Source organism: Intestinimonas butyriciproducens (assembly GCF_016901775.1).
GTDB lineage: Bacteria > Bacillota > Clostridia > Oscillospirales > Butyricicoccaceae > Pseudobutyricicoccus.
Genome location: NZ_JACJKW010000013.1, coordinates 40,599 through 65,724 on the forward strand (window position 1 = coordinate 40,599; position 25,126 = coordinate 65,724).

28 protein-coding genes are annotated in these 25,126 nt (G+C 54.8%); 10 read left to right on the plus strand and 18 right to left on the minus strand.

Annotated elements, in window-relative coordinates; translation table 11 throughout:
- Positions 1-490: 490 nt before the first annotated feature.
- Positions 491-1,225: a hypothetical protein gene (locus H6A25_RS08175; protein WP_204751507.1), complete on the plus strand. Its 735-nt coding sequence runs from the start codon at positions 491-493 to the stop codon at positions 1,223-1,225.
- 251 nt (positions 1,226-1,476) lie between these two features.
- On the opposite strand, the gene H6A25_RS08180 is transcribed toward H6A25_RS08175, so the two are convergent.
- Positions 1,477-2,457, minus strand: a complete 981-nt coding sequence (locus tag H6A25_RS08180; protein ID WP_204751509.1) for a helix-turn-helix domain-containing protein — start codon at positions 2,455-2,457, stop codon at positions 1,477-1,479.
- Positions 2,458-2,648: 191 nt separating this feature from the next.
- Between H6A25_RS08180 and H6A25_RS08185 the strand changes: the two genes are divergently transcribed.
- Complete coding sequence (locus H6A25_RS08185) at positions 2,649-3,524, plus strand: hypothetical protein (RefSeq protein WP_204751510.1); 876 nt, start codon at positions 2,649-2,651, stop codon at positions 3,522-3,524.
- A gap of 32 nt (positions 3,525-3,556) precedes the next feature.
- Here H6A25_RS08185 and H6A25_RS08190 read toward each other — a convergent pair whose 3' ends face one another.
- The 9 genes from H6A25_RS08190 to H6A25_RS08230 form a co-directional block, all read right to left on the minus strand.
- Positions 3,557-3,808: a kinase to dihydroxyacetone kinase gene (locus H6A25_RS08190; protein ID WP_204751512.1), complete on the minus strand. Its 252-nt coding sequence runs from the start codon at positions 3,806-3,808 to the stop codon at positions 3,557-3,559.
- Between the two features lie 10 nt (positions 3,809-3,818).
- The gene (locus tag H6A25_RS08195; protein ID WP_118425715.1) at positions 3,819-4,304 is read right to left on the minus strand and encodes a deoxycytidylate deaminase; all 486 of its coding nucleotides are present in this window, start codon (positions 4,302-4,304) and stop codon (positions 3,819-3,821) included.
- A 22-nt stretch (positions 4,305-4,326) separates the two neighbouring features.
- Positions 4,327-4,995 (minus strand): ABC transporter ATP-binding protein, encoded by a 669-nt coding sequence (locus H6A25_RS08200; protein ID WP_204751514.1) that lies wholly within the window; start codon positions 4,993-4,995, stop codon positions 4,327-4,329.
- Positions 4,996-5,262: 267 nt separating this feature from the next.
- Positions 5,263-6,357 carry a pyridoxal-phosphate dependent enzyme gene (locus H6A25_RS08205; RefSeq protein ID WP_204751516.1) on the minus strand — a complete coding sequence of 365 codons (1,095 nt, stop codon included), beginning with the start codon at positions 6,355-6,357 and terminating at the stop codon, positions 5,263-5,265.
- Positions 6,358-6,496: 139 nt separating this feature from the next.
- A complete protein-coding gene (locus tag H6A25_RS08210) occupies positions 6,497-7,576 on the minus strand; it encodes an MGDG synthase family glycosyltransferase (RefSeq protein ID WP_204751518.1) in 1,080 nt (359 codons plus the stop codon).
- Positions 7,577-7,662: 86 nt separating this feature from the next.
- Positions 7,663-10,272: an ABC transporter permease gene (locus tag H6A25_RS08215; RefSeq protein ID WP_204751520.1), complete on the minus strand. Its 2,610-nt coding sequence runs from the start codon at positions 10,270-10,272 to the stop codon at positions 7,663-7,665.
- The gene (locus H6A25_RS08220) at positions 10,269-10,952 is read right to left on the minus strand and encodes an ABC transporter ATP-binding protein (protein WP_204751522.1); all 684 of its coding nucleotides are present in this window, start codon (positions 10,950-10,952) and stop codon (positions 10,269-10,271) included. The genes H6A25_RS08215 and H6A25_RS08220 overlap by 4 nt, the downstream gene beginning before the upstream one ends.
- Before the next feature lie 126 nt (positions 10,953-11,078).
- Positions 11,079-12,077, minus strand: a complete 999-nt coding sequence (locus tag H6A25_RS08225) for a sensor histidine kinase (protein WP_204751524.1) — start codon at positions 12,075-12,077, stop codon at positions 11,079-11,081.
- A complete protein-coding gene (locus tag H6A25_RS08230; protein WP_204751526.1) occupies positions 12,074-12,766 on the minus strand; it encodes a response regulator transcription factor in 693 nt (230 codons plus the stop codon). Before H6A25_RS08230 ends, H6A25_RS08225 begins: the two co-directional genes overlap by 4 nt.
- Positions 12,767-12,948: 182 nt before the next feature.
- On the opposite strand from H6A25_RS08230, the gene H6A25_RS08235 reads away from it, so the two are divergent.
- Positions 12,949-13,791, plus strand: coding sequence for a YitT family protein (locus H6A25_RS08235; protein ID WP_204751528.1), 843 nt, complete (start codon positions 12,949-12,951; stop codon positions 13,789-13,791).
- Positions 13,792-13,848: 57 nt separating this feature from the next.
- On the opposite strand, the gene H6A25_RS08240 is transcribed toward H6A25_RS08235, so the two are convergent.
- The gene (locus H6A25_RS08240) at positions 13,849-14,400 is read right to left on the minus strand and encodes a hydrolase (RefSeq protein ID WP_204751530.1); all 552 of its coding nucleotides are present in this window, start codon (positions 14,398-14,400) and stop codon (positions 13,849-13,851) included.
- A gap of 149 nt (positions 14,401-14,549) precedes the next feature.
- On the opposite strand from H6A25_RS08240, the gene H6A25_RS08245 reads away from it, so the two are divergent.
- On the plus strand, positions 14,550-15,881 hold the full coding sequence (locus H6A25_RS08245; RefSeq protein WP_204751532.1) for an APC family permease: 1,332 nt from the start codon (positions 14,550-14,552) through the stop codon (positions 15,879-15,881).
- A 42-nt stretch (positions 15,882-15,923) separates the two neighbouring features.
- Here H6A25_RS08245 and H6A25_RS08250 read toward each other — a convergent pair whose 3' ends face one another.
- Together H6A25_RS08250 and lgt are read right to left on the minus strand one after the other, a co-directional pair.
- Positions 15,924-16,862, minus strand: coding sequence for an AEC family transporter (locus H6A25_RS08250; protein ID WP_204751534.1), 939 nt, complete (start codon positions 16,860-16,862; stop codon positions 15,924-15,926).
- Positions 16,863-16,913: 51 nt separating this feature from the next.
- Positions 16,914-17,888: a prolipoprotein diacylglyceryl transferase gene (lgt, locus tag H6A25_RS08255; protein WP_204751536.1), complete on the minus strand. Its 975-nt coding sequence runs from the start codon at positions 17,886-17,888 to the stop codon at positions 16,914-16,916.
- 199 nt (positions 17,889-18,087) lie between these two features.
- On the opposite strand from lgt, the gene ylxM reads away from it, so the two are divergent.
- From ylxM to trmD, 6 genes are all read left to right on the plus strand, one after another.
- Complete coding sequence (gene ylxM / locus H6A25_RS08260; protein ID WP_204751538.1) at positions 18,088-18,453, plus strand: YlxM family DNA-binding protein; 366 nt, start codon at positions 18,088-18,090, stop codon at positions 18,451-18,453.
- Positions 18,454-18,474: 21 nt separating this feature from the next.
- Positions 18,475-19,815, plus strand: a complete 1,341-nt coding sequence (ffh, locus tag H6A25_RS08265) for a signal recognition particle protein (protein WP_204751540.1) — start codon at positions 18,475-18,477, stop codon at positions 19,813-19,815.
- A gap of 81 nt (positions 19,816-19,896) precedes the next feature.
- Positions 19,897-20,139: a 30S ribosomal protein S16 gene (gene rpsP / locus H6A25_RS08270; protein ID WP_118425688.1), complete on the plus strand. Its 243-nt coding sequence runs from the start codon at positions 19,897-19,899 to the stop codon at positions 20,137-20,139.
- Between the two features lie 18 nt (positions 20,140-20,157).
- The gene (locus H6A25_RS08275) at positions 20,158-20,388 is read left to right on the plus strand and encodes a KH domain-containing protein (protein ID WP_204751542.1); all 231 of its coding nucleotides are present in this window, start codon (positions 20,158-20,160) and stop codon (positions 20,386-20,388) included.
- 93 nt (positions 20,389-20,481) lie between these two features.
- Positions 20,482-20,985, plus strand: a complete 504-nt coding sequence (rimM, locus tag H6A25_RS08280; RefSeq protein ID WP_204751544.1) for a ribosome maturation factor RimM — start codon at positions 20,482-20,484, stop codon at positions 20,983-20,985.
- Positions 20,975-21,709 (plus strand): tRNA (guanosine(37)-N1)-methyltransferase TrmD, encoded by a 735-nt coding sequence (gene trmD, locus H6A25_RS08285; protein WP_204751546.1) that lies wholly within the window; start codon positions 20,975-20,977, stop codon positions 21,707-21,709. The genes rimM and trmD overlap by 11 nt, the downstream gene beginning before the upstream one ends.
- Before the next feature lie 260 nt (positions 21,710-21,969).
- Here the strand turns inward: trmD and H6A25_RS08290 are convergent, their stop codons facing one another.
- From H6A25_RS08290 to H6A25_RS08310, 5 genes are read right to left on the minus strand one after another with little or no spacing between them, the layout of a single operon-like run.
- On the minus strand, positions 21,970-22,692 hold the full coding sequence (locus H6A25_RS08290) for a sigma-70 family RNA polymerase sigma factor (protein ID WP_243423290.1): 723 nt from the start codon (positions 22,690-22,692) through the stop codon (positions 21,970-21,972).
- Entirely contained in the window at positions 22,689-23,141 is a 453-nt protein-coding gene (gene spoIIAB, locus H6A25_RS08295; protein WP_204751548.1) for an anti-sigma F factor, read from the minus strand. The genes H6A25_RS08290 and spoIIAB overlap by 4 nt, the downstream gene beginning before the upstream one ends.
- The gene (locus H6A25_RS08300; protein ID WP_204751549.1) at positions 23,138-23,455 is read right to left on the minus strand and encodes an anti-sigma factor antagonist; all 318 of its coding nucleotides are present in this window, start codon (positions 23,453-23,455) and stop codon (positions 23,138-23,140) included. The genes spoIIAB and H6A25_RS08300 overlap by 4 nt, the downstream gene beginning before the upstream one ends.
- A 5-nt stretch (positions 23,456-23,460) precedes the next feature.
- Positions 23,461-23,820 (minus strand): hypothetical protein, encoded by a 360-nt coding sequence (locus H6A25_RS08305; protein WP_204751551.1) that lies wholly within the window; start codon positions 23,818-23,820, stop codon positions 23,461-23,463.
- Positions 23,821-23,822: 2 nt separating this feature from the next.
- Positions 23,823-25,109: a bifunctional folylpolyglutamate synthase/dihydrofolate synthase gene (locus tag H6A25_RS08310; RefSeq protein ID WP_204751553.1), complete on the minus strand. Its 1,287-nt coding sequence runs from the start codon at positions 25,107-25,109 to the stop codon at positions 23,823-23,825.
- Positions 25,110-25,126: the final 17 nt, after the last annotated feature.

Below are 25,126 nucleotides of genomic sequence, written 5' to 3' on the forward strand. Positions count from 1 at the left end.
CACACCTGTCGCCCGGTTAGGGCAGAAAGAATTTCTCCAGAAGTGTCTTAGTGATGCTGGAAAAGGATCAGACCATTTCCAAAAGACAGAGCTTTGATTGCGGCAGAGGAAAATAATACAGAATCGTGAAGAATGTTTGATAGCGGAACTGAGCGACCCGGAGCAAAAAGCAATGGATTATCCCCCGATCCATTCCCTAAAAGCAAATAAATGCTTTCTCCTGTACCTTGACAATGAAAATCCTTCCTTTTATATAAGTGGCAAAAGCCGCTGACAAGAAAAAAAGAAGATGTCCATTGAAAAGGTTTTATCACCGTTCTTCTTTTTACATAGAGAAAATCAGAAAGGACTGGAAAAAAGTGATTTACAATTCCTGAGACCGCTTGTTTGGTAAAACGAACAAGCGGTCTTTTTTGCTGTCTTCTGTTTTTTGCTGGACATTTCCCCTCCCCCGGGATACAATATCCCTATATCACTCAGGAGGACTCCTATGAACCAAGCTGATTTTGATGATTTTTTTGCTATCCTCAAGCCGGTGGTGGATCAGGGCCGCAGCGAGGACTTTTTCCGCCGCCATCCCCTGGAGCAGCTGAATCTGACCCAGCAGCAGGCGGTTCGCCTTCTCAAATATCTGGACGCAGGGAAATTTGCCTCTCTTTGCAAACGCTGCTTTGGCTTTGAGATGGACTATACCCCGGAAAACCTGTTGTATCTGGACATTGTTGTCACCAGCCTGTGTGCTCTGGATCTGGATGAAACCAAACTCACCCGCCTGCTCTACCGGGATGCCAATATGCCCCATGACTGGGACGATTCCGCCATGCAGCTTCTGCTCACCTACACCATCAAGGTGCATCACGAGGAACTGAAGGACCTTCTGAAAAGCGAAGCCTTCGGCCCCCGCCAGCTGATGGCTTATGTGGATGACAAGGTGATCGCCGATTTGATGGAAGGGATCAATGCCTATCTGTGCGAGACCTACCTGAACGGTTTTTCCGGTCACTGGCGCTGCGATGCCCTGCGGGACGGTCACGCCGATGCCTTAGGGCTGGACACATTGGACCATGGCTATGTGTCCTTCCTGGATGCTGTCTATCGCCGGTTCTATGAAGAAGACCTGCCCCTGTGCTATGTGTTCTGCGCCCTTTGCGGACTGGATTACAGCGAAATGCCCCAGATCCTGGGTGCAAAATACCAGGCGGCCCCAGAAGAAACAAAGAAATAAAAAGGACCCAGGTTTCAAAAAACCGAAACCTGGGAGAGCGTGTCGAAAAAGTGGCTTAGGCCACTTTAGGGGGTTTTGCAAGGGGCTGCATGCACGCCTTTGGCGTACACTGGCCCCTTGAGAAGTGCAAAAAGCCACGCACAGGTCGCGGCTTTTTGCGGATTGATAGGGGTAGGGCGGACGACCCTTTTCATTATATAGGTTTTTCGACAGTCTGACCCAGGTTTCGAAAAACCGAAACCTGGGATTTTTTATTTTGCATTTTTGGAAGGAAGCAGATCCAGCAGCATACGCAAGCCGGCAAACAACACTCCGGCCACCGGCCAGATGATCCAGGTGCTGCCCCATCGGCCGGTAACAAAGCTCCAGGCCAGATAGACAACCGTGACAATGGTCCAATAAAAACCCGAGATACTTTCCATTGTCCGGTTCTTTTCCTTTTCCCCCGGCTGAAAATCCCCTTGCTGAAGAAGTTTTTCCATGCTGGCCCAGCGAACACCGGGTATAATAAAAAACATTACCCCAACATCCACTAAAAACAATGTGATCACAAGCAAAATCACCATATAGAATTGATCTTTCAACAGCGCCCCCAGAAATAATGGAATGGGCGAAAGGATGCAGATGCAGGCGCCGATCACATTGCACCGTGCATAGGTGGTCTTATATTCCTTCTGGCGCTGCTGCACCATGCCCCGCACGCCGTACTCTGTCTCGAAAAATTCCGTATCCAAAAATTCATAGGATCTGTTTTCAAAGCCACAAAAGATAAATACCGCCACCGCAGCCGCTACCATCATCAAGAGGATCATCAATCCTCCCACCCCGGCCAGCTCTTCGGAAATACCTCCCGGGCTGTATTCTGCCCAGGCCGCCAACAGCAGCAGAGGTGCCACCGCCAGAATGCAAAGAAACACACCCACTGCAATGCGAATGGAAGCCCGCTCCCGCCAGGCCAGAAATTCATTGGCTTCTGTCAGTGTGACCCGCCGCACCGAAGTCTCCACTGCCACACCGGTATTTTCTTCGGTCTCCCGTTCGTCTTTCAGCAGATAATCCAGTGTCACCCCAAACAGCTCCCCCAGCTGCAAAATCTTTTCCATACTGGGAATGGTCTGTGCTCCCTCCCATTTGGCCACGGCCTGCCGGGATACATTCATCTTTTCCGCCAGCTCTTCCTGGGACCAGCCGTTCTTTTTCCGCAATCGGATGATCTTATCCGCCAATATCATCTCTTTCCCTCCCTCGTTGGATTCTGCCCCCATTATACTGTGAAATCCTGTTTTCCGCCAGCAAAAAGAGGGTGGAAATCTGTCAACCATCGGTTGCATCCGGTATTTTTTCTTTCTCTTTACTTTAGTGTAAAACTATGATAAAATCTTTTTAACAAAAACCCGCCTTCGGATTCCAAGGAGGTATGGCTATGAAACGGCTCCCTTTGCTTCTGATCTGGATTTTCCTCATGCCCTTCCTGCTCTTTCCTGCCCAGGCCAACATGGCGGCTCCACAGAAAGAGGATGTGGGGTCTTCCATCACCTTTGAAAAGAATCAACAGCTGGCGGTTTTATCCCAAGTGCTGGACATTCAGGTGCAAGGTTCCCAGGCCGCCATCACCGCCTGCTACACCATGAAAAATACCACTCAGGAAGAGGTAACCACAGAAACCATGTTTCTCTCCCCTAATGTGGAAGAAAGCGGCACCCAGGTCACGGTGGGCGGCCAGGAGGTTCCCTTCTCTGTGGAGCATTATGGGATCAGCTATGATACCCGCATCGCCACCCAGGACTGGCGCTATGCCGTCCTTTCTCCCGGCGATGGGGAAAATACTGCCCCGGGGGAGCAGGTGGACAGCATCACTTTTGAAATGACCTTCCAGCCGGAAGAACAGCTGGATGTGATCGTTTCCTATCGGTATCGCCTGGGCGGCTATCCTGACCTGGATTTCAACGCCAAATACGGCCGCATCCGCTACTACCTGGCCCCGGCCGCCATGTGGAAGGATTTCGGGAATCTTACCATTCATTTACAGCTGGATAATGCCATGCCGGTGCTGAAGGAAAGCAATCTGGATTTTGAAAAGGTGGGAAAGGGGGAGTATCAATATTCTTCCCCCACCCTTCCGGAAGGAAATCTGGAAATCACCATCGACGAAAACTGGTTCCAGACTATTTTCAGCACCTTGCGCAATCCTTATCTGCCCATGATGCTGCTGATGTTCTCTCCCCTTCTTTTGATTCTGCTGCTGGCTGTCCTGTTTTTCCTCTGGCGCCGGCGGAAAAAGAAAAATAAGCAGGCATAAAAACAGCCTGACCCAATGGGTCAGGCTGTTTTTTAACCTTTCAGGCCCCGCTCCTGCCGGTCCATATCTTCCACCACGATATCAAAGATCTCTCCCAGCCCGGCACAGTACTCCAATACCTTCCAAGGGATATTGGTGTGAAAATGAATCTTGATCAGGTTTTCATCTCCCACAGCCAGCAAGCAGTCTCCGGGAATGTGATCTGTGATGTACTGGTGAATGGCATCCTCCGAAAGGTTTTCCCCTTCGATGAGCAGCTGCGTATCGTAACGATATTCCAGCATATGTTTCCTCCTAATCTTCCAGCTTATAGATGCTGTCGTCGTTTTCCACCCATTCCCACACCGGCACGGCCCGGATGTGTTTTTCCTTGTCCCGTGTGACCACCATTTCGATCCCCGCATTGATGATCAGCCGGCGGCACATGGCGCAGGACTCGGGATAATCGATCATCTCTCCTGTTTTCATATCCCGGCCGGCCAGATACAATGTGGCGCCGATCATGTCACTGCGCTGGGCAGAAATGATGGCATTGGCCTCGGCATGCACCGACCGGCACAGCTCATACCGCTGTCCTGAGGGAATGTTCAGATGCTCCCGCATGCAAAAATTCATATCGGCGCAGTTTTTCCGTCCCCGGGGTGCACCGGTGTAACCCGTGGCCACAATCTCATCGTTTTTCACGATAATGGCTCCGTAATTCCGCCGCAGACAGGTACCCCGTTCCAGCACGCTTTCGGCAATATCCAAATAATAATTCCGTTTATCGATCCGCTCCATCCCGCAGCCTCTTTTCTTTTTTCTAGTTTTGCTCCTGCAGCTGTCCCTCTTCCATCCGCAGCCGCCGCCCGGCCATGGCCGCTACCCCGGCATCGTGGGTGATGAGGACGATGGTATGCCCATTTTGGTTCATCCGGCGCAAAAGCTCCATCACCTGCCGCCCCGAAGGGGGGTCCAGATTTCCGGTGGGCTCATCTGCCAGAATCAGCGGCGGATGGGCGGCAATGGCCCGGGCAATGGCCACCCGCTGCTGCTGGCCGCCGGAAAGCTCCCAGGGCCTGTGATGAGCCCGGCGGGAAAGCCCCACCTGCTCCAAAGCCAGCCGGGAAAGCTCCCGCCGCTTTTCTCCGTCCATTCCCCGGAACACCAAGGGCAGTTCCACATTTTCCTGGGCGGTGAGGGAGGACACCAGATTGAAACTTTGGAACACAAAGCCGATTTCCCGGTTGCGCAAAACAGCTTTCTCCCTGCCGGACAACCGCCCCACCGGCACGCCGTCCAGCAAATACTCCCCTTGGGTGGGATCGTCCAGACAGCCCAGAATGTTCATCAATGTGGTTTTGCCGCTGCCCGAGGGACCGATGACCGCCACAAATTCTCCCGTGTCCACCTGCAGCTCCACATCCCGCAGCGCGTCTACCCGCAGATGGCCCTTGCCATAGGTCTTGGTCACATGGTGCAGAGTAAGCATTTGCCTTTCCTCCTATTATAAGCGCCCGCCTGTTCAAATTCAATCTTCTCTTTAGCTTTTCCCACCATCTCCCTTTCTATGCTGCAAAAAAGCTCCGGGCGGCGAGCCGCCGCTCCCGTTGCTCTCTTTGTCCTGGGTGGTTGTATACACCCAGGCAAAGAAAGTTTGCCTGCCAGGCACCGGGCCGCCCCTTGCGCCCCCCAAAGTGGCTTTCGCCACTTTGGGGGCACGCTCAAAGCTCCGGGCCATAGACCCGGAGCTTTTCTTTCAATAATCGGATTTCAGCCCGGCCCCGCACATGGTGATCAGGCAATCTTCCATGGCGTTTCCCTGGTCCTGCTGGGCCAGATAGGCGGCATAATTGGCTGCTGTGGTATGTTCGCAATAGATTCCTTTCCGGGCCAGAATTTCTCTTGCTTCCAAAATTCTGTCCTCCGGCGCGTGAATGAACTGTACCGGATATTTTTTGGCATAAGCCAGAATCTCCCGACCCCGCATGGGAACACCGATGGCAATCCCCTCGGCCAGGGTGGGCTGGGGCGTCACCCGGACAGGATCTGTTTCTCCCCTCTCGGCCCCTTGCAGCAGCGGGTCACAATGCTCGCTCTGCACCGCCCAGACCTGGGGCATCCGGGAAATGACCCCGCTTTCCAGCAAATGCTCCAGAGCCAGCATGGCGCCCAGAAACAGGGTGCCATTTCCCACCGGGATCACAAGATTCCGGGGAATGCGGTGAAGCTGTTCCCACACCTCATAAATATAAGTTTTCGTTCCTTCATAGAAAAAGGGGTTATATACATGATTTGCGTAATAGACCCCTTCCCGCTCCACCTTTTCCCGGCAAACCTCAGCGCAATGATCCCGATTGCCCGGCACCACCGTACACTCAGCTCCATGGGCCCGGATCATGGCGATCTTTTTAGGAGAGGTGCCTTCTGGCACGAAGATTTCGCAATCGATTCCAGCCCGGGCCGCATAGGCGGCGACGCTGTTGCCCGCGTTTCCGCTGCTGTCCTGCACCACCCGCTTCACTCCCAGCTCTTTGCAGTGGGCTATGAGCACAGCGGCCCCCCGGTCCTTATAGGACAAAGTGGGCATAAAATAGTCCATCTTCAAAAGCACATTCTGGGTAAGAGGAATCACCGGCGTCATTCCTTCCCCCAGTGAGACTTGTCTCCAGGCCTCCCCGGACAGCGCCATGAACCTGCGATACCGGAAGATGCTCCACTCATCCCTGTCCACATCTTCCGGAGAGAACCGGGGCGGTACAAAATCCAGGTCCCACAAGCCGCCGCATTCGCATTTGGGCTGCATGGTATGAATGCTCACCCTTTTCCCGCATTTGGAACAGACAAAATCCATCGTTCATCCTCCTTTTCGCCAAACCATTCCGGCCTTTCTCCTTTCATAATATAAAACCTGCTCTCTCTTTTCAAGGAAAATCCCTGAATCGAGGAGCAAAGCCAAAATGGGCCCGGGAAACTTCCCGAGCCCACTGTATTTATCCGGCCCTTTGTACCGAAGGAGCCTGCAAAACATCCATCAATTTTCCCAGATCCATTCCCGCCTGCAAACGGGCCATGTTCCGCCCCATTTCCTCCAAGTCGCCCTTTTGACACAGGGCGTCCTCGATCAGCCAGGACATGGCCTTGGGGTTTTCCGGAAGCACCAGGCCGATTTTCTCGTTTTTCAAAAAGGCACCATTTTCCTTTTCCTGCTCCAAGGTGGGATGGAAAGCAAACAAGGGCACTTGGGCGGCCATGGCCTCAAACAAAGTGAGCCCACCGGGCTTTGAAAGCATCAGGCTGGCTCGGCGCAGATACTTGTCCACCTGGTTTGTAAACCCCAGCACCTCCACCTGGGGATGCACCCCCTGAAGCTTTGCATAAAGCTCTTTGTTTTTTCCGGTGATGACGGTAATGTGCACCCCGGGAATCCGGGCCAGATTCCGATAAAATTCCGGATCTTCCGGCATCAGCCCCAGGCCGCCGCCCATCACCAGCACTTCCTTCTCCCTTTTTTCCTCTTTATCAGCCGGATAGAACCCAGGCCGCACCGGAATACCGGTAACCAGTACCTGCTGGGGGTCGATCCCCTTTTTCATCAGTTCCCGGAATGTCTTTTGAGACGGCACACAGTACAGGTCCACATGGGGAGCGATCCATTCGCTGTGACAGCGGATGTCGGTAACGCAGCTGATCAGCTGAAATCCCCCATGTCTTCCTTTGTATTCCGAAGCCAGACGGGTGCAAAGAGGCAGAGTGGAAAGGATCACCTGGGGCGTTGCTTCCTGCATCAGCCGGTGCAGGGTCCTGAGAAATTTGCCCTGGGCTGGAACCGGCATGGCCGGGCCTTCCCGATCCAAAGAGCGGTACAGGCGGTTGAACACCGGCCCGCCGTGACGGGCTACCATGGCAAACATTTTATAGATGCCCCGGCTTTTCCCCGGGAAAGTCTCTTCCACCAGATCGGCCACCCGGACCTGGGCCTGAGGGAACGCCGAACGGATATGCTCTTCCAGGGCCAGAGCAGCACTCTGATGCCCCATACCGAATTTTCCCGTCAAAATCAAAATGTTCATTCTTTGTTCCCTCCTTGTGTTTTTAGTATAACAGCCCCTTCTTACAGCTCTCTTACGGGAATCCTTACAACTTTCTTAAACTCATATCAGATGTTTTCCTGGCGCAAACCATCGATGATGTTCTGTTTTCCCACCTTCCGGCTCCCATAGAGCATGGTGATGCCCACCACCAGATAAACTGCGGCCACCGCAATGACCACGCTTCCCCAAGGGACAAAGAATCCAAAACCAAAGTTCCGGTCTACCGTGCGGTACAGCAGCACCATTACCAAAAAACTGAGGGGCAAACCGTAAAACAGCGCCTTGAGTCCATAGAACAGGGATTCATATTTCATCATCTGGCTGAAGGCCTGGGGCGTCATGCCTACGCTTTTCAACATGGCAAATTCCCGTTTGCGCAAAGCAATGCTGGTGGAAATGGTGTTGAAAATATTGGCCACACTGATCAGGGCCAGCAGCACCACAAATCCATAAGTGAACACCTGGAGAATGATGGTCAGGCTCTCGCCGGCCTGGCGCTGCTCCGCCATGTTGCTGATAAAGATTCCTCTCTGGGTGCTGTCCGCTATCTGCTCTTCCAGGCTTTCGGCCAAAGCATCCGGGTCCTGGCTGGTAAAGAACATCTGCGTTCTGACGCTGTAACCTGGCTCCCCGGCAGGGGAAAGCGCCTGCATCAGGCTTTCCAGGGCATCTTCCTTCATCACCAGCACCATGGCCAGGGGATCTTCCAGATATTCCGGCATCCCCTGGGGCATCACATCGGTGGTGGCTGCAACGGTGATATTCTGAGAGGCCCCCGTTTCCATCCTGCCCTCACTGTCATAACCGGTGATCTGTTCTGCACTTACCTGATCGCCTGCTTCCAGATGAAAAGCCTGGTATTTTTCAAACTGGTAGCCTTTCCGCTGCTGGACGGTATTCACCAGCACGGCCCCCTGCCCCAGGTCCCCCTGAACGCCGGCCTTCTCCAGATAAGCCTCCATGGTTTTGTCGTCCAAAGCCATGAGATACAGCCCGGTCTCAAAACTTGTTTCCTTTTCCATTCCCTCGGGAAGCCGGTTCAGCGTTTCCTCTGTCAGCTGCTCTTTCGTCAAAGCAATGCGGACATTTTCCGCCCTTTGACTCATGGATGCATCATCGGCCAACCCATCCTGGGCCAGCTGCCCGAAAAGCTGCTTTTGGGCCTGGGTCTCTTCCGGCGTATCCCCATAGGCCGAAACATACACATCGTAATTCACCCCGCTGAGGGTCATGGAATAGGCCCTTTGCAGATAGGCGGAAAAGCTGGAAGCGGTGAGAAACAGCACCACACTGATCACCAGAGAAAAGACGGTAGCCCGGTAGCGTCCCCGGTTGCGCTTTAAGTTTTTCAGCCCCAGATCGGCGGGAAAACCGAAAATCCAGCGGGTCAGCGGAGATGTGCGCACCGTCCGCTGGCGCAGTTTGATGTCTCCCGTCTGCCGGATGGCCTCAATGGCCGAAATGCGGGAAGCCTTCCGGGCAGGAATATAAGCGGAAATAAAGATGGTCAAAGCGGAAAGCGCCACGGCCAGCGCCATGGAAGCCCAACGGATGGTCACGCGAAGATCGGCTTCCATCCCGAAGGACTCCCGCATCATAGGACTGATGCAGGAAAAGGTGATGCCGATGCCCAGAATGCCTCCCAACAGTCCCAAAGGAATGGCCACAGCCCCCAGCACCGCTCCTTCGAAAAAGACGCTGGCGCTTTTCTGCTGCCGGGTGGCGCCCACGCTGGAGAGCATCCCCAGATACCGGCTGCGCTCGGAAAGAGAGATGGCAAAGGCATTGTAAATCAAAGACACCGACCCGATCATGATGATGACCACTACAATGGCAATGAGGATATACAAAGTATTCATGGTGGCGCCGTCATTGACCACCCCCATGGTGCGCAGCAAAGCATTGTTGAAGTACACCTGCCCCTGGCCGTCCAGACCCGCTTTCTCACCGGTGTCCTTGGCCTGCTGGAAAATTTCCGCCGTCACCTGTCTGACCTTCATCTGCATGGTCAAAGGCTCCTGCTCCGGCTGCAAAAGGCCATAGATCTCGTAGCCTGCGGCGTTATGGTTCAGTCCCATCTGAGAAAAAGTGCCCACGATGGTAAAAGACAAGGCCTCTCCGCTTTTCTCAAAGACCTCCTCCGGGTTTAACCGGCTCTGATCGGCATATTCCACCGGCATACCGCTTTGAATGCCCCTCCGCATGCCCTGGGGCAAACGGATGGTGTCGCCGATCTTATACTGCTCATTGTCCTGAAGGAAGGAAGAAAGCACAATCACTTCCCCTTCTTTTTCCGGCATACGCCCGTCTTCCAGCTTCATGGGCAAAAGAGAAAAGCCGTTTTCATCGTAATTCTGCCAATAGAGATAGGGTCTGGACTCCCTTCCCGGGTCGGGCAGGGCCAGATAGCCCACATTGTAATGGCACCCCGCCAGAGCATTGTCCGGAGACTTTTCCAGCTGGTCGGCCTGCTCCCGGGTGATGTTCACATATTTCACCTGCCAATCCCCGGTGCGGGCCAGGGTATCCCGGCGGGCCAGATCCATAAAGGAACCGGTGAAGGTGGAAACCGCCGTAAGCATGGCCACCGAAATGACAATGCCCAGCACCGTCACCAGTGTCCGCCGCTTGTTCAGCAGCATATGGCGCAAAGTGAGTTTTTGAATCACATTCATTGCATTTTCACCTCATCCCTGGAGATGCGGCCGTCTTCAATGGAGATGATCCGATCGGCCTGGAGGGCAATGCGCTCATCGTGGGTGATGACGATCAATGTCTGCTGATATTCTTTGTGAAACATTTTTAGAAGCCCGATGATCTCGGCGCTGTTTTTGCTGTCCAGGTTGCCGGTGGGCTCGTCGGCCAGCACAATGGCCGGGTTGTTGATCAGTGCCCGTCCGATGGATACCCGCTGCTGCTGGCCCCCGGACAGCTGATTGGGCAGATGCCGCAGCCGGTTTTGCAGCCCCAGGCTTTGCACCAGCTCCGAAAGGCGCTTTTCATCCACCTTGTGCCCATCCAGAAGCAGGGGCAATGTGAGATTTTCCTCCACATTGAGCACGGGGATCAGGTTGTAAAACTGATAGATCAGCCCGATCTGCCGCCGGCGGAACACCGCCAGTTTGCTTTCGTTCAGCTGGTAAATGTGGGTGTTCTCCACATAAACTTTTCCTCCGGATGGCCGGTCCACTCCTCCTAATATATGAAGCAAGGTGGATTTTCCCGAGCCGGAGGGGCCGATGATGGCCACAAACTCCCCTTTCTTTACCGAAAAACTCACATCGTCCAAGGCCCGCACCCGGGTCTCCCCTTTGCCATATACCTTGGAAAGATGTTCTACGCGCAAAATTTCCATGCCGCGCCCTCCCTATCTGTACTAACATGATGGGTACAGTATACCTGCTGCAAGTGACATTGCCGTGACTTTCTTTGTGACAATTTGGTCACAAAAAAGCCGGGGAACATTCCCCGGCTGAAAGGGTCACACCGCTTCCTGATGGTAAAACCGAATGACAAAATGCCCGCCCGGCCCGGGCAGCGCCGCAATATCTCCATTCTGCCCATTGAGAAAACTGCGGGTCATGGCCAGGCCAATGCCCACGCTGCCAGCGGCGGCATTTTTCCCCCGGTAAAACCGCTGGAACACATAGGGCACTTCTTCCCGGGGAATCCCCTCCCCGGAATCCAGGATCACCAGCTGGGTATACAGGGGATTGTCCTGTACCCGCACCTGGATCAGTCCCCCTTCCGGCGTGTGTTCCATGCAGTTTTTCAGCACATTCAAAAAAGCTTCCACCGTCCACTGTTTGTCGCAGAAAAGGAGTGTGTTTGTGTCTCCTGTGATTTTCACATCGATCCCCTTGATATCCAGGGGGATCTGAATGGGCTCCAGAGCCTTGCGCAGCAGATCGTCCACCGCTTCCGGCTTTCTGGCAAACCGGATGGCCCCGCCGTCCACCTTGGCCAGTTTCAGCAAGGAGGACACCAGCCACTGGATCCTCTGAAGCTGGGAAGCGATGCTGCGGGCAAATTCCTGCCGCTTCTCTTTTTCCAGTTCCTCCTGCCGAAGGAGATCGGTCATCATCAACATGGAGGTAATGGGAGTCTTCAGCTGGTGAGAGATGTTGGAGATGGCATCGGAAAGCGCCTGCCGCTCCCGTTGGATGATGTCCCTCTGTTCCGACAGTCGCAGCACCACTTTATAGATCTCGGTGCGGAGAAGACCCATTTCTCCTTCCTTGTGATCCTGAATGTCCAGGGAGAAATCTCCGGCCGCCACCTGCTGAAGATAGTCGTTCAGCTGTTGGATCTGCCGGTAGCGCAGACGCTGAAAGCCCATGGAAATGGCAATGAGCAGCAAAAAGCCAAACAAGAAGGCAGGCACCGCCTGAGGGGCCCACAAAGAGACCAATCCGGTGACCATCCCCGCCGCCAGGGCCTGAACCAAAAAATAATAAAACAATTCCCGGTTGCGTATCATGCCTTCGCCCCCCGTTCCAGCTTATAGCCCACGCCCCGCACTGTTTTGATGATCCGGGGCGTCTGTGGATTGTCTTCCAGCTTTTCCCGCAGTCTTTTGATGTAGACCGTCAGAGTGTTGTCATTGACAAAATCCCCTGCCACATCCCAGATCCCCTCCAGCAGCTGGCTGCGGGTGAGCACCTGTCCGGGATGATTGAGAAAGGTAAGCAGCAGACGGTATTCCAGCGCCGTGAGAAAAACCTCTTCTCCCTGTCGCCATACCCGGGCCTCCTGGGTATTCACCAGGAGGGAACCAATGGTCAGCTGATGGGAATTTTCCCCGCCCCGCCGGGCGCGCCGCAGTACCGAACGGATCCGGCTGATCAGCTCCCGCACCCGGAAGGGCTTTGTGATGTAATCATCGGCCCCCATATCCAGTCCCATCACCACATTGACCTCATCGTCCATGGCGGTGAGAAAAATCACCGGCGTGTCTCCCAGCTCCTTCACCCGGCGGCACAGATCGTACCCGCTGCCCCCAGGCAGCGTCAGATCCAGCAGACACAGATCGAAGGTTTTTTCCTCCAGAACCTTCAGGGCCGACGGGCAGTCCTCCCTCACCGTCACCTGATACCCTTCCTGTTCCAGAGAATAGGTCAGCCCCATCACAATGGCCTTGTCATCCTCCACCAGCAAAATATGCTCCATACCCCTGTCGGCTCCTCCCGTATTCTTTCCTCCATTATACCTGTTTTTTCTCTCTATGGAGTGACATTTTTGTCAGATTCCCCGGAGAGCAAATGTATACCGGTATTTTTTTGTTTTACCCCTTGCCCAACCGCAATTTTTGCGGTACAATGGCCCAAACTTTCAAAGAAGGTGTTTGCTTTATGGCAAAGAAAAAAAGGACCCTTCCCCCCTTTGCTGCCATGACCATAGGGACGCTTCTGGTGTCTCTGGGCGTCTATTTCTTCAAGTTTCCCAACAACTTTTCCTTTGGCGGCGTCACCGGCCTGGCCGTTGTAGCGGCTCCCTACCTGCCTATCAGCGCCAGTGATTTTACCTTTATCGCCAATATGCTGCTGCTTTTGCTGGGCTTTGTCTTTCTGGGGCGGGGCTTTGGCGTCAAAACCATTTACACCAGTTTGCTCATGAGCGTATCCCTCACCCTGCTGGAGCGGATCTTCCCTCTTTCTGCACCCCTCACCCAGGAACCGTTGCTGGAATTGGGCTTTGCCATTGCCTTACCTGCGGTGGGCGCTGCTTTTTTGTTCTCTGTGGGCGCCTCCGGCGGCGGCACCGATGTAATCGCCATGATCCTGAAAAAATACACCAGCATTGACATCGGCCAGGCCCTGTTTTTCTCCGACCTGCTCTTTGTTTTGATGGGCGGTCTGCTTTTTGGCGTGGAAACCTTCCTCTTCTCCTTTGCCGGCCTTTTGATCAAGTCCCTTCTGATCGACAATGTGATCGCCTCCATGAATCAGGTCAAGTGGCTCCAGGTGATCTGTTCCCACCCGGAAGAGATCTGCCGTTTCATCACAGAGGACCTGAAACGCAGTGCCACCTTATCCTCCGGCACAGGCGCCTTTACCGGCGAAGAGCGCTCCATCCTCTTTACCGCCATGACCCCTCGGGAGGCCCGCCGCCTGCGACAGTTCATTGCCGATGCCGATCCTTCGGCCTTTGTGATGATCTCCACCACCCATGAGATCATGGGCCGGGGATTCTGAGTTTTTCAAAAAAGGCCCTCTGGTTTTTCCAGAGAGCCTTTTTTACCAAATAATTTTTTAGTTTTTCGGATCTTCCCGCATGGCCAGGATGGTTTTTTCGATCAGCTCATCCAAAGTCCAACCCAGACGGTCGGCGCCCTGCTGGATCACTTCCCGTGAACAACCGGCGGCAAACTTTTTGTCCTTGAATTTTTTCTTGGCCGAGGGCAGCTCCAGATCGGAAACGCTTTTAGAGGGGCGCATGCGAGCGGCAGCTCCCAGCAGGCCGGTGAGCTCATCCACGGCAAAAAGCACTTTTTCCATCTCGTGTTCCGGCTCGATCTCACTGCACAGGCCATAGCCATGACTGGCCACGGCGTGGATCATCTTTTCATCCAGCCCAGCTTCCCGCATCAGCTCCCGGCATTTGTGGCAATGTTCTTCCGGCCATTGCTCAAAATCCAGATCGTGGATCAGGCCCACAATGCCCCAAAATTCCTCTTCCTCGCCGTATCCCAACTCCCGGGCAAAATAACGCATACAGCCTTCCACCACTTCTCCATGGCGGAGATGGAAAGGCTCCTGATTGTATTTGCACAGCAGCGCCCAGGCTTCGTCTCTGGTGATCATCCTTTGTCATCCTTTCTTTTTCCGGTCTGTACTTTTAAGGATAGCATAGCCCGCCTTTCTCTGCAACCGTTCCTTTTTTCATTTCCGTTTGACAAAAAGACCTCCGCCCTTCATAATGTACATATTCTGTAAAAACAGGGGGATTGATTATGGAACAAAACAACAAGCGATATGGTCTTTTCACCGCCATCACCATGATCATCGGCATCTGCATCGGTTCGGGTATTTTCTTCAAAAGCGACAATGTGCTGGTGGCCACTGGCGGCAGCGTGGTTCTGGGAGCTTTTGTCTTTGTTCTGGCTGCCATTGCCATTGTTTTCGGCGGCCTGGCCATGGGGCAGCTGGCCTCCCGCACCGACAAGCCCGGTGGAATCTTTACCTATTTTGAACAGTTTGCCGGTCCCCGCTGGGCCTGCGCTTTCGGCTGGTTCCAGGTCTTCATCTACTATCCTACCATCACCATTGTGGTCAGCTGGGTGGTGGGGATCTATGGTTCCATCCTCTTCAACATCCAGGCCAGTCTGGAAGAGCAGATCCTCATTGGCCTTGTATTCTGCGCCCTGTGCTTTCTCTATAATGTGCTGTGGGCCAAACTGGGCGGCTTTTTCCAGAACTTCTCCACCGTTGTCAAACTGATCCCGCTGGCTCTTCTGGGCATTGCCGGAATCCTCTGGGGCGATCCCATCGGCGGATTGCGCAGCCTGTCCTCCTCTTCTCTTTCCGGCATTGGTTGGCTGGCGGCCGTAGGCCCCATCGCCTATTCCTATGACGGCTGGGTGGTGTCCACCTCCATCTCCCATGAGGTGAGAAATGCCCGGCGGAATCTGCCCATTGCGCTGACGGCGGCCCCTCTGATCATTCTGCTCATCTATGTCATCTATTTTGTAGGCATCACCTGCTATGTGGGACCGGAACAAGTGATGGCCCTGGGCGATGCCCATGTGACAGAGGCGGCGGCCAGCCTGTTCGGCAACACCTTTGCCAAAGCCATTACCGTGTTTGTGGTCATCTCGGTGATGGGCACTGTCAACGGTCTGGTGATGGGCTACATCCGTATGCCCTATTCCCTCTCCCTGCGCCAGGGGATGATGCCCTTTTCCTCCACCCTTTCCCGTATCCATCCCAAACTGGGCATCCCGGTGTATTCTGCGGCGTTCTCCTTTGTCATCTGCTGTATCTGGATGGTTCTCCACTATCTGGCCACCCGCTTTAACCTGCTTCCCAACAGCGATGTGTCAGAAATCGCCATCGCCATCAGCTACCTGTTCTATCCGGTGCTCTATTTTGCCATCTACCGCCTTTATAAAAAAGGGCAGATCAAAAGCCGGTGGCAAGGGACAGGGATCCCTGTGCTGGCCTTCTGCGGCTCTTTAATCATTCTATCGGGTGCGGTGCAGAACAAGCTCTTTCCCCTTTATCTGGCCTTGTGCGCTGTGGTGGCTCTTCTGTCTCAGTTTTACTGCCACAAAAAGCTGCCTTAAAAGAAAAAGAAAAAACCGGACGCAATCGCGTCCGGTTTTTTATCAAATCAGCCCCATCTGTTTCAGACCGAAGATGATCAAAAACATGGTAAGCACCGAAAACAGTGTGGTGAAGGCCACTGACTGGCCGGCCAGATCGGCATCGGCCCCCTGCTGCTGAGCCATGATGAAAGAAGAAACGGCAATGGGTGCTCCCATCATGGTGGCCAGAGCCATCAGCTCCACATCCCGGAAGCCCATGGCCACAAAGATGGGCAGGAAAATAGCCGGGCAAATGAGCAGCCGTCCCACTACGATAATGACCAGCTGACGGAGAAAACGCTTGGTGTCCGAGAACTTAAAGAACCCGCCCAGGCTCACCAGACCCAATGGGGTGGCCACTTGTCCCATATCCACGATGGTCTCTTCCACCGCCTGAGGCAGAGGGATCTGAAACACCAGGAACACAATGCCCAGCAAAGAAGCGATGATCAGGGGATTGGTAATGATCCCTTTGAGGATCTTCTTCACATTCATTTTGCCATGGCTGAAGGTCTCCAAAGCAGCCACACTGAGCATATTGTACAGCGGGATGACAAAGGCGCTGATGATGGACACCACGCCCAGGCCCTCCTGACCAAACACACCGGAAACAATGGGCACGCCGAACAAAATATAATTGCTGCGGAAAATGCCCTGAACCATCACGCCCCGCCGGGGACCATCCTTTTCCATCACCGGCACCACCAGACAAAGGATCACGAAGGTGGCGAGCACCGAAATGACGGCAGTAAAGATGGTTTTCAGATCAAACATGGACTCCAGGTCGGACTGGTAGATGTTTGTGAACAGCAAAATGGGCAGAAACACCTTGAACACCAGGGTGTTCAGCTTTTTCAGCAGCGGTTCGTCCACCATATGGATCTGCCGGAGAAAATAGCCGATGGCCATGGTGAAAAACAGCGGCAGTACCACATTGATGGCTAAAATCAGATTTTCCATTTTTGTTCCGGTTTCCCGGTCTCCCTCTTTTCTTCGCCCGCAGGCGTTTTTTTATTCGCCCTTTGAATCCTCGGACTCATCCTGAGACAGCGCTTCTCCCTTTTCTTCCGTCTCCCCTTTTTCCTCCTGGATCGTTTCCTCACGATCTTCTGCCTTTTCCTCCACTCCCTCTTTGGGCACAAGGCCCGGGGCGCTGAGATCAAAGGCCGGGATGCGTTTCCATGCCTTGGTGGAGTACATCCAGATCAGGAAGATGGCGCCGGCAACGCAGCCGGCAAAACCCACCACCTGGGAAATGCGGATGCTGGTCTGGCCGATATACAGGCTGTCGGTGCGCAATCCTTCGATCAGGCCCCGGCCAAAGCCGTACCATACACAGTACCAGGCGAAGATCTCCCCCCGGAATTTCCGGCGACCCGAGTAGAAATGCAGCACTGTGAAGCCCAGCAGGTTCCACAGGGATTCATACAGGAATGTGGGATGCACAGCCGCTCCCCCGCCGGTGGCGGTCTGGGAGATCACCATGCCCCAGGGCAGATTGGTAGCGGTGCCAAAGGCTTCCCCGTTGACAAAATTGCCCCACCGTCCGATGATCTGGCCGATGAGCAGCCCCAAAGCCCCCACATCCAGGAAAGACAGGATGTTGAACCGGTGCCGGTTCTTCCGGCCAAAGAGCAGCACCATAAGAATCCCCACGATGACGCCGCCATAGATGGCAAGGCCCCCGTTCCAGATGGACAGCAGCTCATTCAGGTGATCCTTATAATAGTCCCAGCTGTTGAACACATAATAGGCTCTGGCCCCCAGCACGCCGCAGGGCAGAGCAATGATCAGCAGATCGATAACGGTATCGGGATCAGTTTCAAACTTTGGAGCCCGCTTCATCAGATACAAAGCCCCCAGCAGAAAAGCCATGGCCAGGATGATGCCATACCAGCGGATGGGCCAGCCCCCCACATGAAAAGCTACCTGGTTGAGCTTGAACACCTTATCAAAAAGTCCCGGGAAGGATACATAATGGACCATATTCCGTCCTCCTTGCGTTTTTCCCACAAGCGGCCCTCAGCCACCCGCTTTTTTCAGAATAGCACACCCTCCGCCACAATTCAAGCCACGGCCGCAGGGCGGTCTTTTTTTACTATTCATCTTGACAGAAGCAAAGATCCATGTTAAGATACATACCGTTGTAAAGGCACGACACTTTACATTGTGAGGAGGTCAAAGGATGAAAAGCGATACTTTTCATATGTCCATGCTGTTTGATTTTTATGGCGAACTGCTCACCGACAAACAGCGGGAACTCTTTGACCTTTATTATAATGAGGATATGTCCCTCACCGAGATCTCCGAGATCGCCGGCATCACCCGACAGGGGGTGCGGGACGCCATTGTCCGGGCAGAAAGCATTCTGCGGGACACTGAGGACCGGCTCCAGCTGGTGCGCCGCTATTCCGGCATCCAGACCCAGGTGGACCAGATCGCCCAGGCCGCCCGCCTCATCGTTTCGGCTAATGCGTCGGGCCCCCGCAATTACGAGATCGCAAAGCAGGCCGACCTGATTTTGCAGACGGCCGCCAAACTTTCGGAATAGGGCTCAGCCCGGAGGAATCCCATGGCCTTTGAAAGTCTCAGCGAAAAATTAAACGGCGTATTCCAAAAGCTGCGCAGCCGCGGCCGCCTCACCGAAGCCGATGTGCGGGCCGCCATGCGGGAAATCCGTATGGCCCTGCTGGAAGCCGATGTGAATTTCAAGGTGGTCAAGGACTTTATCGCCCGCGTCACCGAAAAAGCGGTGGGCGTGGAAATTCTGGAAAGCCTGACCCCGGCTCAGCAAGTCATCAAGATCGTCAATGATGAGCTGGCCGCTTTGATGGGCGGCACCCAAAGCCGCATCCACATGGCCAACAATCCCCCCACTGTGGTGATGTTTGTGGGCCTGCAGGGCGCCGGTAAAACCACCAACGCCGCAAAGCTGGCGGGCTATTACAAAAAGCGGGAAAACAAGCGGCCTTTGCTCTGTGCCTGCGATGTGTACCGTCCCGCCGCCATCAATCAGCTGAAAGTGGTAGGCGCTCAGCTGGATATCCCGGTGTTCGAACAGGGCCAGGGAGATCCGGTGGCTATCGCCCAGGCCGCTTATGCCCATGCCAAGCAGCATGGCAACGATCTTCTCATTGTAGATACCGCCGGCCGGCTCCACATCGATGAAGAACTGATGGATGAGCTGAAACGGCTGAAAGAAGCTCTCCACCCCCATGAGATCATGCTGGTGGTGGACGCCATGACCGGCCAGGATGCCGTCAACGCCGCCTCGGCCTTTGACGAAGCGCTGGGCATCGACTCGGTGCTCATTTCCAAGCTGGACGGCGACGCCCGGGGCGGCGCAGCCCTTTCGGTCCGGGCTGTTACCGGCAAACCCATCAAATTCTGCGGCACCGGCGAAAAGCTGGACGCTTTGGAGCCCTTCTACCCTGACCGCATGGCTTCCCGCCTGCTGGGTATGGGTGATGTGATGAGCCTGATCGAAAAGGCCCAGCAGAATTTTGATCAGAAGAAAGCCCAGGAGCTGGAAAAGAAGATGCGGTCCGGGAAACTGACCCTGACGGATTTTTATGACCAGCTGTGCCAGCTGAAGGGTATGGGCAGCATGGCCGACATCGCCGCCATGATCCCCGGCGCCGGAGGCAAAGCCTTGCAGGGTGCTCAGGTGGACGAAAAGCAGCTGGCCCGCACCGAAGCCATCATCCTTTCCATGACCCCTTACGAGCGGGACAATCCGGAAGTGCTGAATTTCTCCCGGAAAAAGCGCATTGCCGCCGGCTGTGGTCTGAAGGTGGAGGATGTGAACCGGCTCCTCAAGCAGTTCAACGCCGCCCAGCAGCTGATGAAGCAGTTTTCCGGCGTGGCCAAGCGAAAGGGCAAGGGCCTGCGTGGCCTGAAGCTGCCCTTCTGATACTGATCCATCATCCCTTCTCCCCTGGAAGGCGATTTTGGCATAGAAAAAGAATATTTTTTGTAAAAACATGGAGGTACAATCATGGTTAAGATCAGACTGAGAAGAATGGGCGCCAAGAAGGCTCCTTTCTACCGCATTGTTGTGGCCGATTCCCGCTATCCCAGCAACGGCCGTTTCATCGAGGAGATCGGCATCTACAATCCCCTGGTGCATCCTGCTGAGATCCGCGTGGATGCTGAGCGTGCCCAGCAGTGGATCAAGAACGGCGCCCAGCCCACCGACACCGTTCGCGCCCTTCTGAAGAAAGCCGGGGCTCTTTAATCAAAGGAGAATGCCGATATGAAAGAGTTGCTTGTCTATATCGTCCAGCATCTGGTGGATAACCCCGACCAGGTTTCTGTGGAGGCGGTGATGAGTGGCGACACCATGAACCTCCAGCTTCGCGTAGCCCAGGAGGACATGGGCAAGGTGATTGGCCGCCAGGGCCGCATCGCCAAAGAGATCCGCACCCTGATCAAGGCCGCTGGCCTGCGGGAGAATCTGCGGACCACAGTGGAGATCCTGGACTGATCATCGGAGGCTGTTTTGGAAAGGCGGAGCCCCGTTTTTCCAAAACGGCCTTTTTCCTTTTTTGATAACCAAAAAGAAATGAGGAGATACTCTATGCCCGAGCTGCTGGAATGCGGACGCATCATCAACACCCACGGCGTGCGGGGAGAGGTGAAAATCGATCCCTGGTGCGATTCGCCGGTGCTTTTTGAACAGCTGTCCTGTCTTTATATCGATGGTACGGCTTACTCCATCTCTCAGAGCCGTCCCCATAAAAGTTTCGTCTTGTGCAAGCTGGAGGGCATCGATTCCCTGGACCAGGCCATGACGCTGAAAAATAAAATAGTCTATCTGGACCGGGATCAGGTAGAACTGGAGGAAGGGGCCTATTTCATTGCCGATATCATCGGCTTTTCGGTTTATGACACCCGTACCCAGCAGATCATCGGCCAGCTGGAAGAAGTACGCCCCTCCCCCGCTTCCGATCTGTACTGCATTGCCACGCCCCGGGGACAGGTGCTCATCCCCGCCGTGCCCGCCTTTGTCAGTCGGGTGGATTTTGAAAACCGCTGTCTGGAACTGAATACCATTCCGGGGATGCTGCCCGATGAAAATTGACATTCTTACTCTGTTTCCAGGCATGATCGAAGGGGTTTTGGGAGAGAGCATCATCGGCCGGGGCCGGGAATTTGGCCTGATCGATATCAAAGCCCACAACATCCGGGATTACACTCTGGACAAGCACCGGCGCACCGATGACTATCCCTATGGCGGCGGCATGGGAATGGTGATGCAGTGCGATCCTCTTTACCGGGCCTGGGAAGAGGTGCGGGAGGGCGAAAAGGTACATACCATCCTGATGTCCCCCCAGGGAGCTCCCTTCTGCCAGGAAAAGGCCAAGGAGCTTTTGGCCCGTGACCGTTTTATTCTGGTTTGCGGCCATTACGAAGGCATCGACCAGCGTTTCATCGACGAATGTGTGGATGAGGAGATCTCCTTGGGGGATTTTGTTCTCACCGGCGGTGAGATTGCCGCCGTGGCCATTGCCGATGCGGTGTGCCGCATGGTGCCTGGCGTGCTGGCCGATGACCAGAGTTTTACCGATGAAAGCCATTTCTCCGGTGTGCTGGAATATCCCCAGTACACCCGGCCGGAAGAATGGCATGGCCGTCGGGTGCCCGATGTGCTCCTTTCCGGCCATCACAAAAACATTGCTCAGTGGCGCAGGCTCCAGTCTCTTCTCCGCACCCGGGAGCGGCGGCCCGACCTCTTCCAGAAGCTTCAACTGACCCGGGAGGACCGGAAGCTGCTGGAACAATGGGAAGAGGAAGAAAATAGCTAAACAAAAAAGCCGGTTTTCACCGGCTTGATCATGTCGAAAAAGTGTCTCAAGCCACTTTTTCGAGTTTTTACAAGGGGCTGCATGCAGCCGATTGGCCGCTTCCAGCGCTCAATCGGCCACACTGGCCCCTTGATAGGTGCAAAAAGCCACGCACAGGTCGCGGCTTTTTGCAGATTGATAAAGGGTAGGAGAAACGGTTCCCCCAGGCAAATAAGTTTCCCTGCAGTCTTAAAAAAGCCGGTTTTCACCGGCTTTTTTGTTTACCCACCATTTTCCAGGATTTTCTTCACCTTTGCAATGGCCTTTTTTTCGATACGGGAAACCTGTACCTGGGACACCCCCAGGATCTGGGCCACCTTCTGCTGGGTCAGATCCCGGAAATACCGCAAAGCAAGCACCGTTTGCTCCCGCTGGGGCAGCAGAGCCATGGCCTCCCGCAGGGCCAGAAGCTCCACCCGGTCCTCTTCCTCATCGGGAGCCGGGCAAACATCCATCAGCCGAAAGCCATCCTCTCCCCATTCCGCATTGAGGGACAGGGCGCTTTGGCAGGCTGTCTCTCCGGCGGCGATCTCCTCCGGCGTCAGCCCGGTTTCCTCTGCGATTTCCGAAAGCCGAGGCTCTCTCCCCAGAACACTTTCCAGCCGGGCCCGGGCCGCCATAACCCGATTCTGGTTCTCCTTCACGCTGCGGCTGACCTTCAAAAGGCCGTCGTCCCGGAGAAACCGACGGATCTCCCCTGCAATTTTGGGCACAGCGTATGTAGAAAACTGCGTTGCAAAGGCCGGATCAAAGCCCTCCACCGCCTTCAGAAGCCCCATACACCCCAGTTGGTACAAATCGTCTTTTTCCACTCCCCGCCCCAGAAACCGGCGGACAATGCTCCACACCAATGGGCTGTTTTGGATCACCAGCTGTTCCATGGCCTCTTTGTCTCCCTGTTGGGCCTTTTGGATCAGCTCACACCGTTCCTCCTGGGCGGTCAAACCTGCCCTCCGGCGCCCAGACGCACCGAAAGCCGTTTTTTCATCCGTACTGCCGTCCCTTTTCCAGGCTGGGAACGGACGGTAACCTGGTCCATGAAGCTCTCCATGATGGTAAAGCCCATGCCGCTGCGCTCCTTACCCCCGGTGGTGTACAGTGGCTGACGGGCCTTTTCGATATCGGAGATCCCCCTCCCTTTATCCCGCACCAGAATCTCCACCAGACTGTTTTCAAAGATCTTTACCGACAGGGTAATCTTTCCCACACAATCGGGATAGCCGTGGACGATGGCGTTGGTCACCGCTTCGCTGACGGCGGTTTTCAAATCGTTCAGCTCGTCCATGGTGGGGTCCAGCTGGGCTACAAAGGAAGCGGCACATACCCGTGCAAAACCTTCGTTCACCGAACGGCTGTCAAATGTTACTGTCATGGAATTGAGGGGTTTTTTCATCTTTTTTCCTCCTTCCCCACAAACCGGACGATCCTGGGGATTCCGGCGGCATCAAAGACCCGCATGGCCTGGCGTGAAACGCCCCGCACGGTCAGACTGCCGCCAATGGCTCCCATCTGCCGGGCCGACTGCACCACCAGGGCGATGCCCGAACTGTCCATAAAACTGACACCGGAAAAATCCAGCTCCAGGCGGGAAGGGCTCTGCTGGCTGATGGTCTCCTCCAGACTGCGCAGGGCGCTGAGGGCTTCGTGATGCCCCAGCTCTCCCTCCAGAAGGACCGACAGCCCTTCTTCTTTTTGCTCTATTACCATACGCTTCATCCTTTTTCTTCGTTTTGGGCTTGTCCCCATTGTAGCAAAAGGACACCGCAGTTTTTAGCGAAAAAGCCGGGGAGAAAACTCTCCCCGGCTTGCGCGTGCCGAAAAAGCGCTTTTGCCGCTTTTTCGTTTTTTTGCAAGGGTCTGGCGGCGAGCCGCCGCTCCCATTTTTTCTTTGCTCCGGTAGGTTGTGTACGCCTAGGCAAAGAATGTTTGCCTGCGGGGTCACCCCGCCCTTGAGAAGTACAAAAACCGACGCACAGGTCGCCGGTTTTTGTAGATCGATTCGCAGTAGGACAACAAAGCTTTTCATTCTGCGTGACTTTCCACAGATCAAAGCAAAACTCTCCCCGGCTCATCTTTATTCTTCCCACAGAAAACCTTGCTTGGCATAGCCGATCATGTACAGGCTTCCGCAGGCGATGACCACATCCTCCGCCCCGGCCTGGCTTTTGGCCAGGAAAGCGGCCTGGGCCGGATCGTCCACCGCTTCCACCTTTTCGCAATACTTCCGGGCAATCTCCGCTGCCTTCTCCGCCGGCAGCGCCCGAGGGGTATCCTGTGGGGTGGCGGCGATAAACCGGCTGGCCCTTTGGGCCAGCTGGGAAAGGCCGTAGACGTAGTCCTTGTCCTCCAGCATCCCCATGACCACAGTTACCTGTTTTCCGGCAAAAAAACGGTCGATGGTGCGGCACAGACTGTCCACCCCGTCCGGGTTGTGGGCGCCGTCCACCAGGCACAACGGCCCATGGCAGATCACTTCCTGCCGGCCGCCGAAGCGTGCTTTTTCAATGCCCTTCTGCACAGTCTCCCAGTCAAAGTCCCAGCCCCCGGCGTTCAGCTCTTCAAAAATGGCGCATACCGTGAGGGCATTGTAAATCTGATGCTCTCCCAGCAAGGGGATGTGCAAATCTTTGCCTTTATAGCGGATGACGCTCCCCTCTCCCCCGCAGGAAAGGATCTCCAGCTGGGACAGATCGGGCACATTGGGACGGATGCTGTGTTGCCGGCAAACCTTGCCGATCACTTCCATGGCTTCTTCCGGCTCTTTGGGGTAAACGGCCACCCGGCTGCCCATCTTGATGATTCCTGCTTTTTCCCCAGCGATCTCCGCCAGGGTATTACCCAGATACTGGGTATGATCAAAGGAAACAGACGCAATGGCGCTCACATCAGGGGCATCGATGCAGTTGGTGGCATCCAGCTTGCCCCCCATGCCCACTTCCAGCACCACCATATCGCATTTCTTTCGGGCAAAATAGTGAAGGGCCATGGCGGTGTCAAACTCAAACTCGGTGACCGCCCTGTTTTCCTGCTGAAGCTGACGGAACAGAGGGGCCAGGATGCTCACCTCTTCCGCCAGATCCTCTTTTGAGATCCACTGTCCATCCAGCTGAACTCGCTCCCGGAAATCCTCCACATAAGGGGAGATAAACATCCCCACCCGCAGACCGGCCTCATGGAGCACCGAGGCCGTCATGGCCACGGTGCTCCCCTTGCCGTTGGTGCCTGCCACATGGACAAACCGAAGATGCTGCTGGGGATTCCCCAGCTTTTCCAGCAGGGGACGCACCCGATTGACTCCATTGCGTTTGCCGATGTGGGGGATGTGATTGATAAAATCCATTGCCTCCTGGTAGGTCATCATGGCCTTTCCTCCCGGCT

Coding starts and splice junctions, on each gene's coding strand:
- H6A25_RS08215 (WP_204751520.1), bottom strand. CDS start 10,272: ATGAATGTGATTCAAAAACTCACTTTGCGCCATATGCTGCTGAACAAG.
- H6A25_RS08300 (WP_204751549.1), bottom strand. CDS start 23,455: ATGGTAATAGAGCAAAAAGAAGAAGGGCTGTCGGTCCTTCTGGAGGGA.
- ylxM (WP_204751538.1), top strand. CDS start 18,088: ATGAAAAGCGATACTTTTCATATGTCCATGCTGTTTGATTTTTATGGC.
- H6A25_RS08220 (WP_204751522.1), bottom strand. CDS start 10,952: ATGGAAATTTTGCGCGTAGAACATCTTTCCAAGGTATATGGCAAAGGG.
- H6A25_RS08205 (WP_204751516.1), bottom strand. CDS start 6,357: ATGGATTTTGTCTGTTCCAAATGCGGGAAAAGGGTGAGCATTCATACC.
- H6A25_RS08310 (WP_204751553.1), bottom strand. CDS start 25,109: ATGATGACCTACCAGGAGGCAATGGATTTTATCAATCACATCCCCCAC.
- spoIIAB (WP_204751548.1), bottom strand. CDS start 23,141: ATGAAAAAACCCCTCAATTCCATGACAGTAACATTTGACAGCCGTTCG.
- rimM (WP_204751544.1), top strand. CDS start 20,482: ATGCCCGAGCTGCTGGAATGCGGACGCATCATCAACACCCACGGCGTG.
- lgt (WP_204751536.1), bottom strand. CDS start 17,888: ATGGTCCATTATGTATCCTTCCCGGGACTTTTTGATAAGGTGTTCAAG.
- H6A25_RS08210 (WP_204751518.1), bottom strand. CDS start 7,576: ATGAACATTTTGATTTTGACGGGAAAATTCGGTATGGGGCATCAGAGT.
- H6A25_RS08180 (WP_204751509.1), bottom strand. CDS start 2,457: ATGATATTGGCGGATAAGATCATCCGATTGCGGAAAAAGAACGGCTGG.
- H6A25_RS08190 (WP_204751512.1), bottom strand. CDS start 3,808: ATGCTGGAATATCGTTACGATACGCAGCTGCTCATCGAAGGGGAAAAC.
- H6A25_RS08305 (WP_204751551.1), bottom strand. CDS start 23,820: ATGAGCCGGGGAGAGTTTTGCTTTGATCTGTGGAAAGTCACGCAGAAT.
- H6A25_RS08235 (WP_204751528.1), top strand. CDS start 12,949: ATGGCAAAGAAAAAAAGGACCCTTCCCCCCTTTGCTGCCATGACCATA.
- H6A25_RS08185 (WP_204751510.1), top strand. CDS start 2,649: ATGAAACGGCTCCCTTTGCTTCTGATCTGGATTTTCCTCATGCCCTTC.
- H6A25_RS08250 (WP_204751534.1), bottom strand. CDS start 16,862: ATGGAAAATCTGATTTTAGCCATCAATGTGGTACTGCCGCTGTTTTTC.
- H6A25_RS08175 (WP_204751507.1), top strand. CDS start 491: ATGAACCAAGCTGATTTTGATGATTTTTTTGCTATCCTCAAGCCGGTG.
- H6A25_RS08245 (WP_204751532.1), top strand. CDS start 14,550: ATGGAACAAAACAACAAGCGATATGGTCTTTTCACCGCCATCACCATG.
- H6A25_RS08275 (WP_204751542.1), top strand. CDS start 20,158: ATGAAAGAGTTGCTTGTCTATATCGTCCAGCATCTGGTGGATAACCCC.
- H6A25_RS08225 (WP_204751524.1), bottom strand. CDS start 12,077: ATGATACGCAACCGGGAATTGTTTTATTATTTTTTGGTTCAGGCCCTG.
- H6A25_RS08200 (WP_204751514.1), bottom strand. CDS start 4,995: ATGCTTACTCTGCACCATGTGACCAAGACCTATGGCAAGGGCCATCTG.
- H6A25_RS08240 (WP_204751530.1), bottom strand. CDS start 14,400: ATGATCACCAGAGACGAAGCCTGGGCGCTGCTGTGCAAATACAATCAG.
- ffh (WP_204751540.1), top strand. CDS start 18,475: ATGGCCTTTGAAAGTCTCAGCGAAAAATTAAACGGCGTATTCCAAAAG.
- H6A25_RS08230 (WP_204751526.1), bottom strand. CDS start 12,766: ATGGAGCATATTTTGCTGGTGGAGGATGACAAGGCCATTGTGATGGGG.
- H6A25_RS08195 (WP_118425715.1), bottom strand. CDS start 4,304: ATGGAGCGGATCGATAAACGGAATTATTATTTGGATATTGCCGAAAGC.
- trmD (WP_204751546.1), top strand. CDS start 20,975: ATGAAAATTGACATTCTTACTCTGTTTCCAGGCATGATCGAAGGGGTT.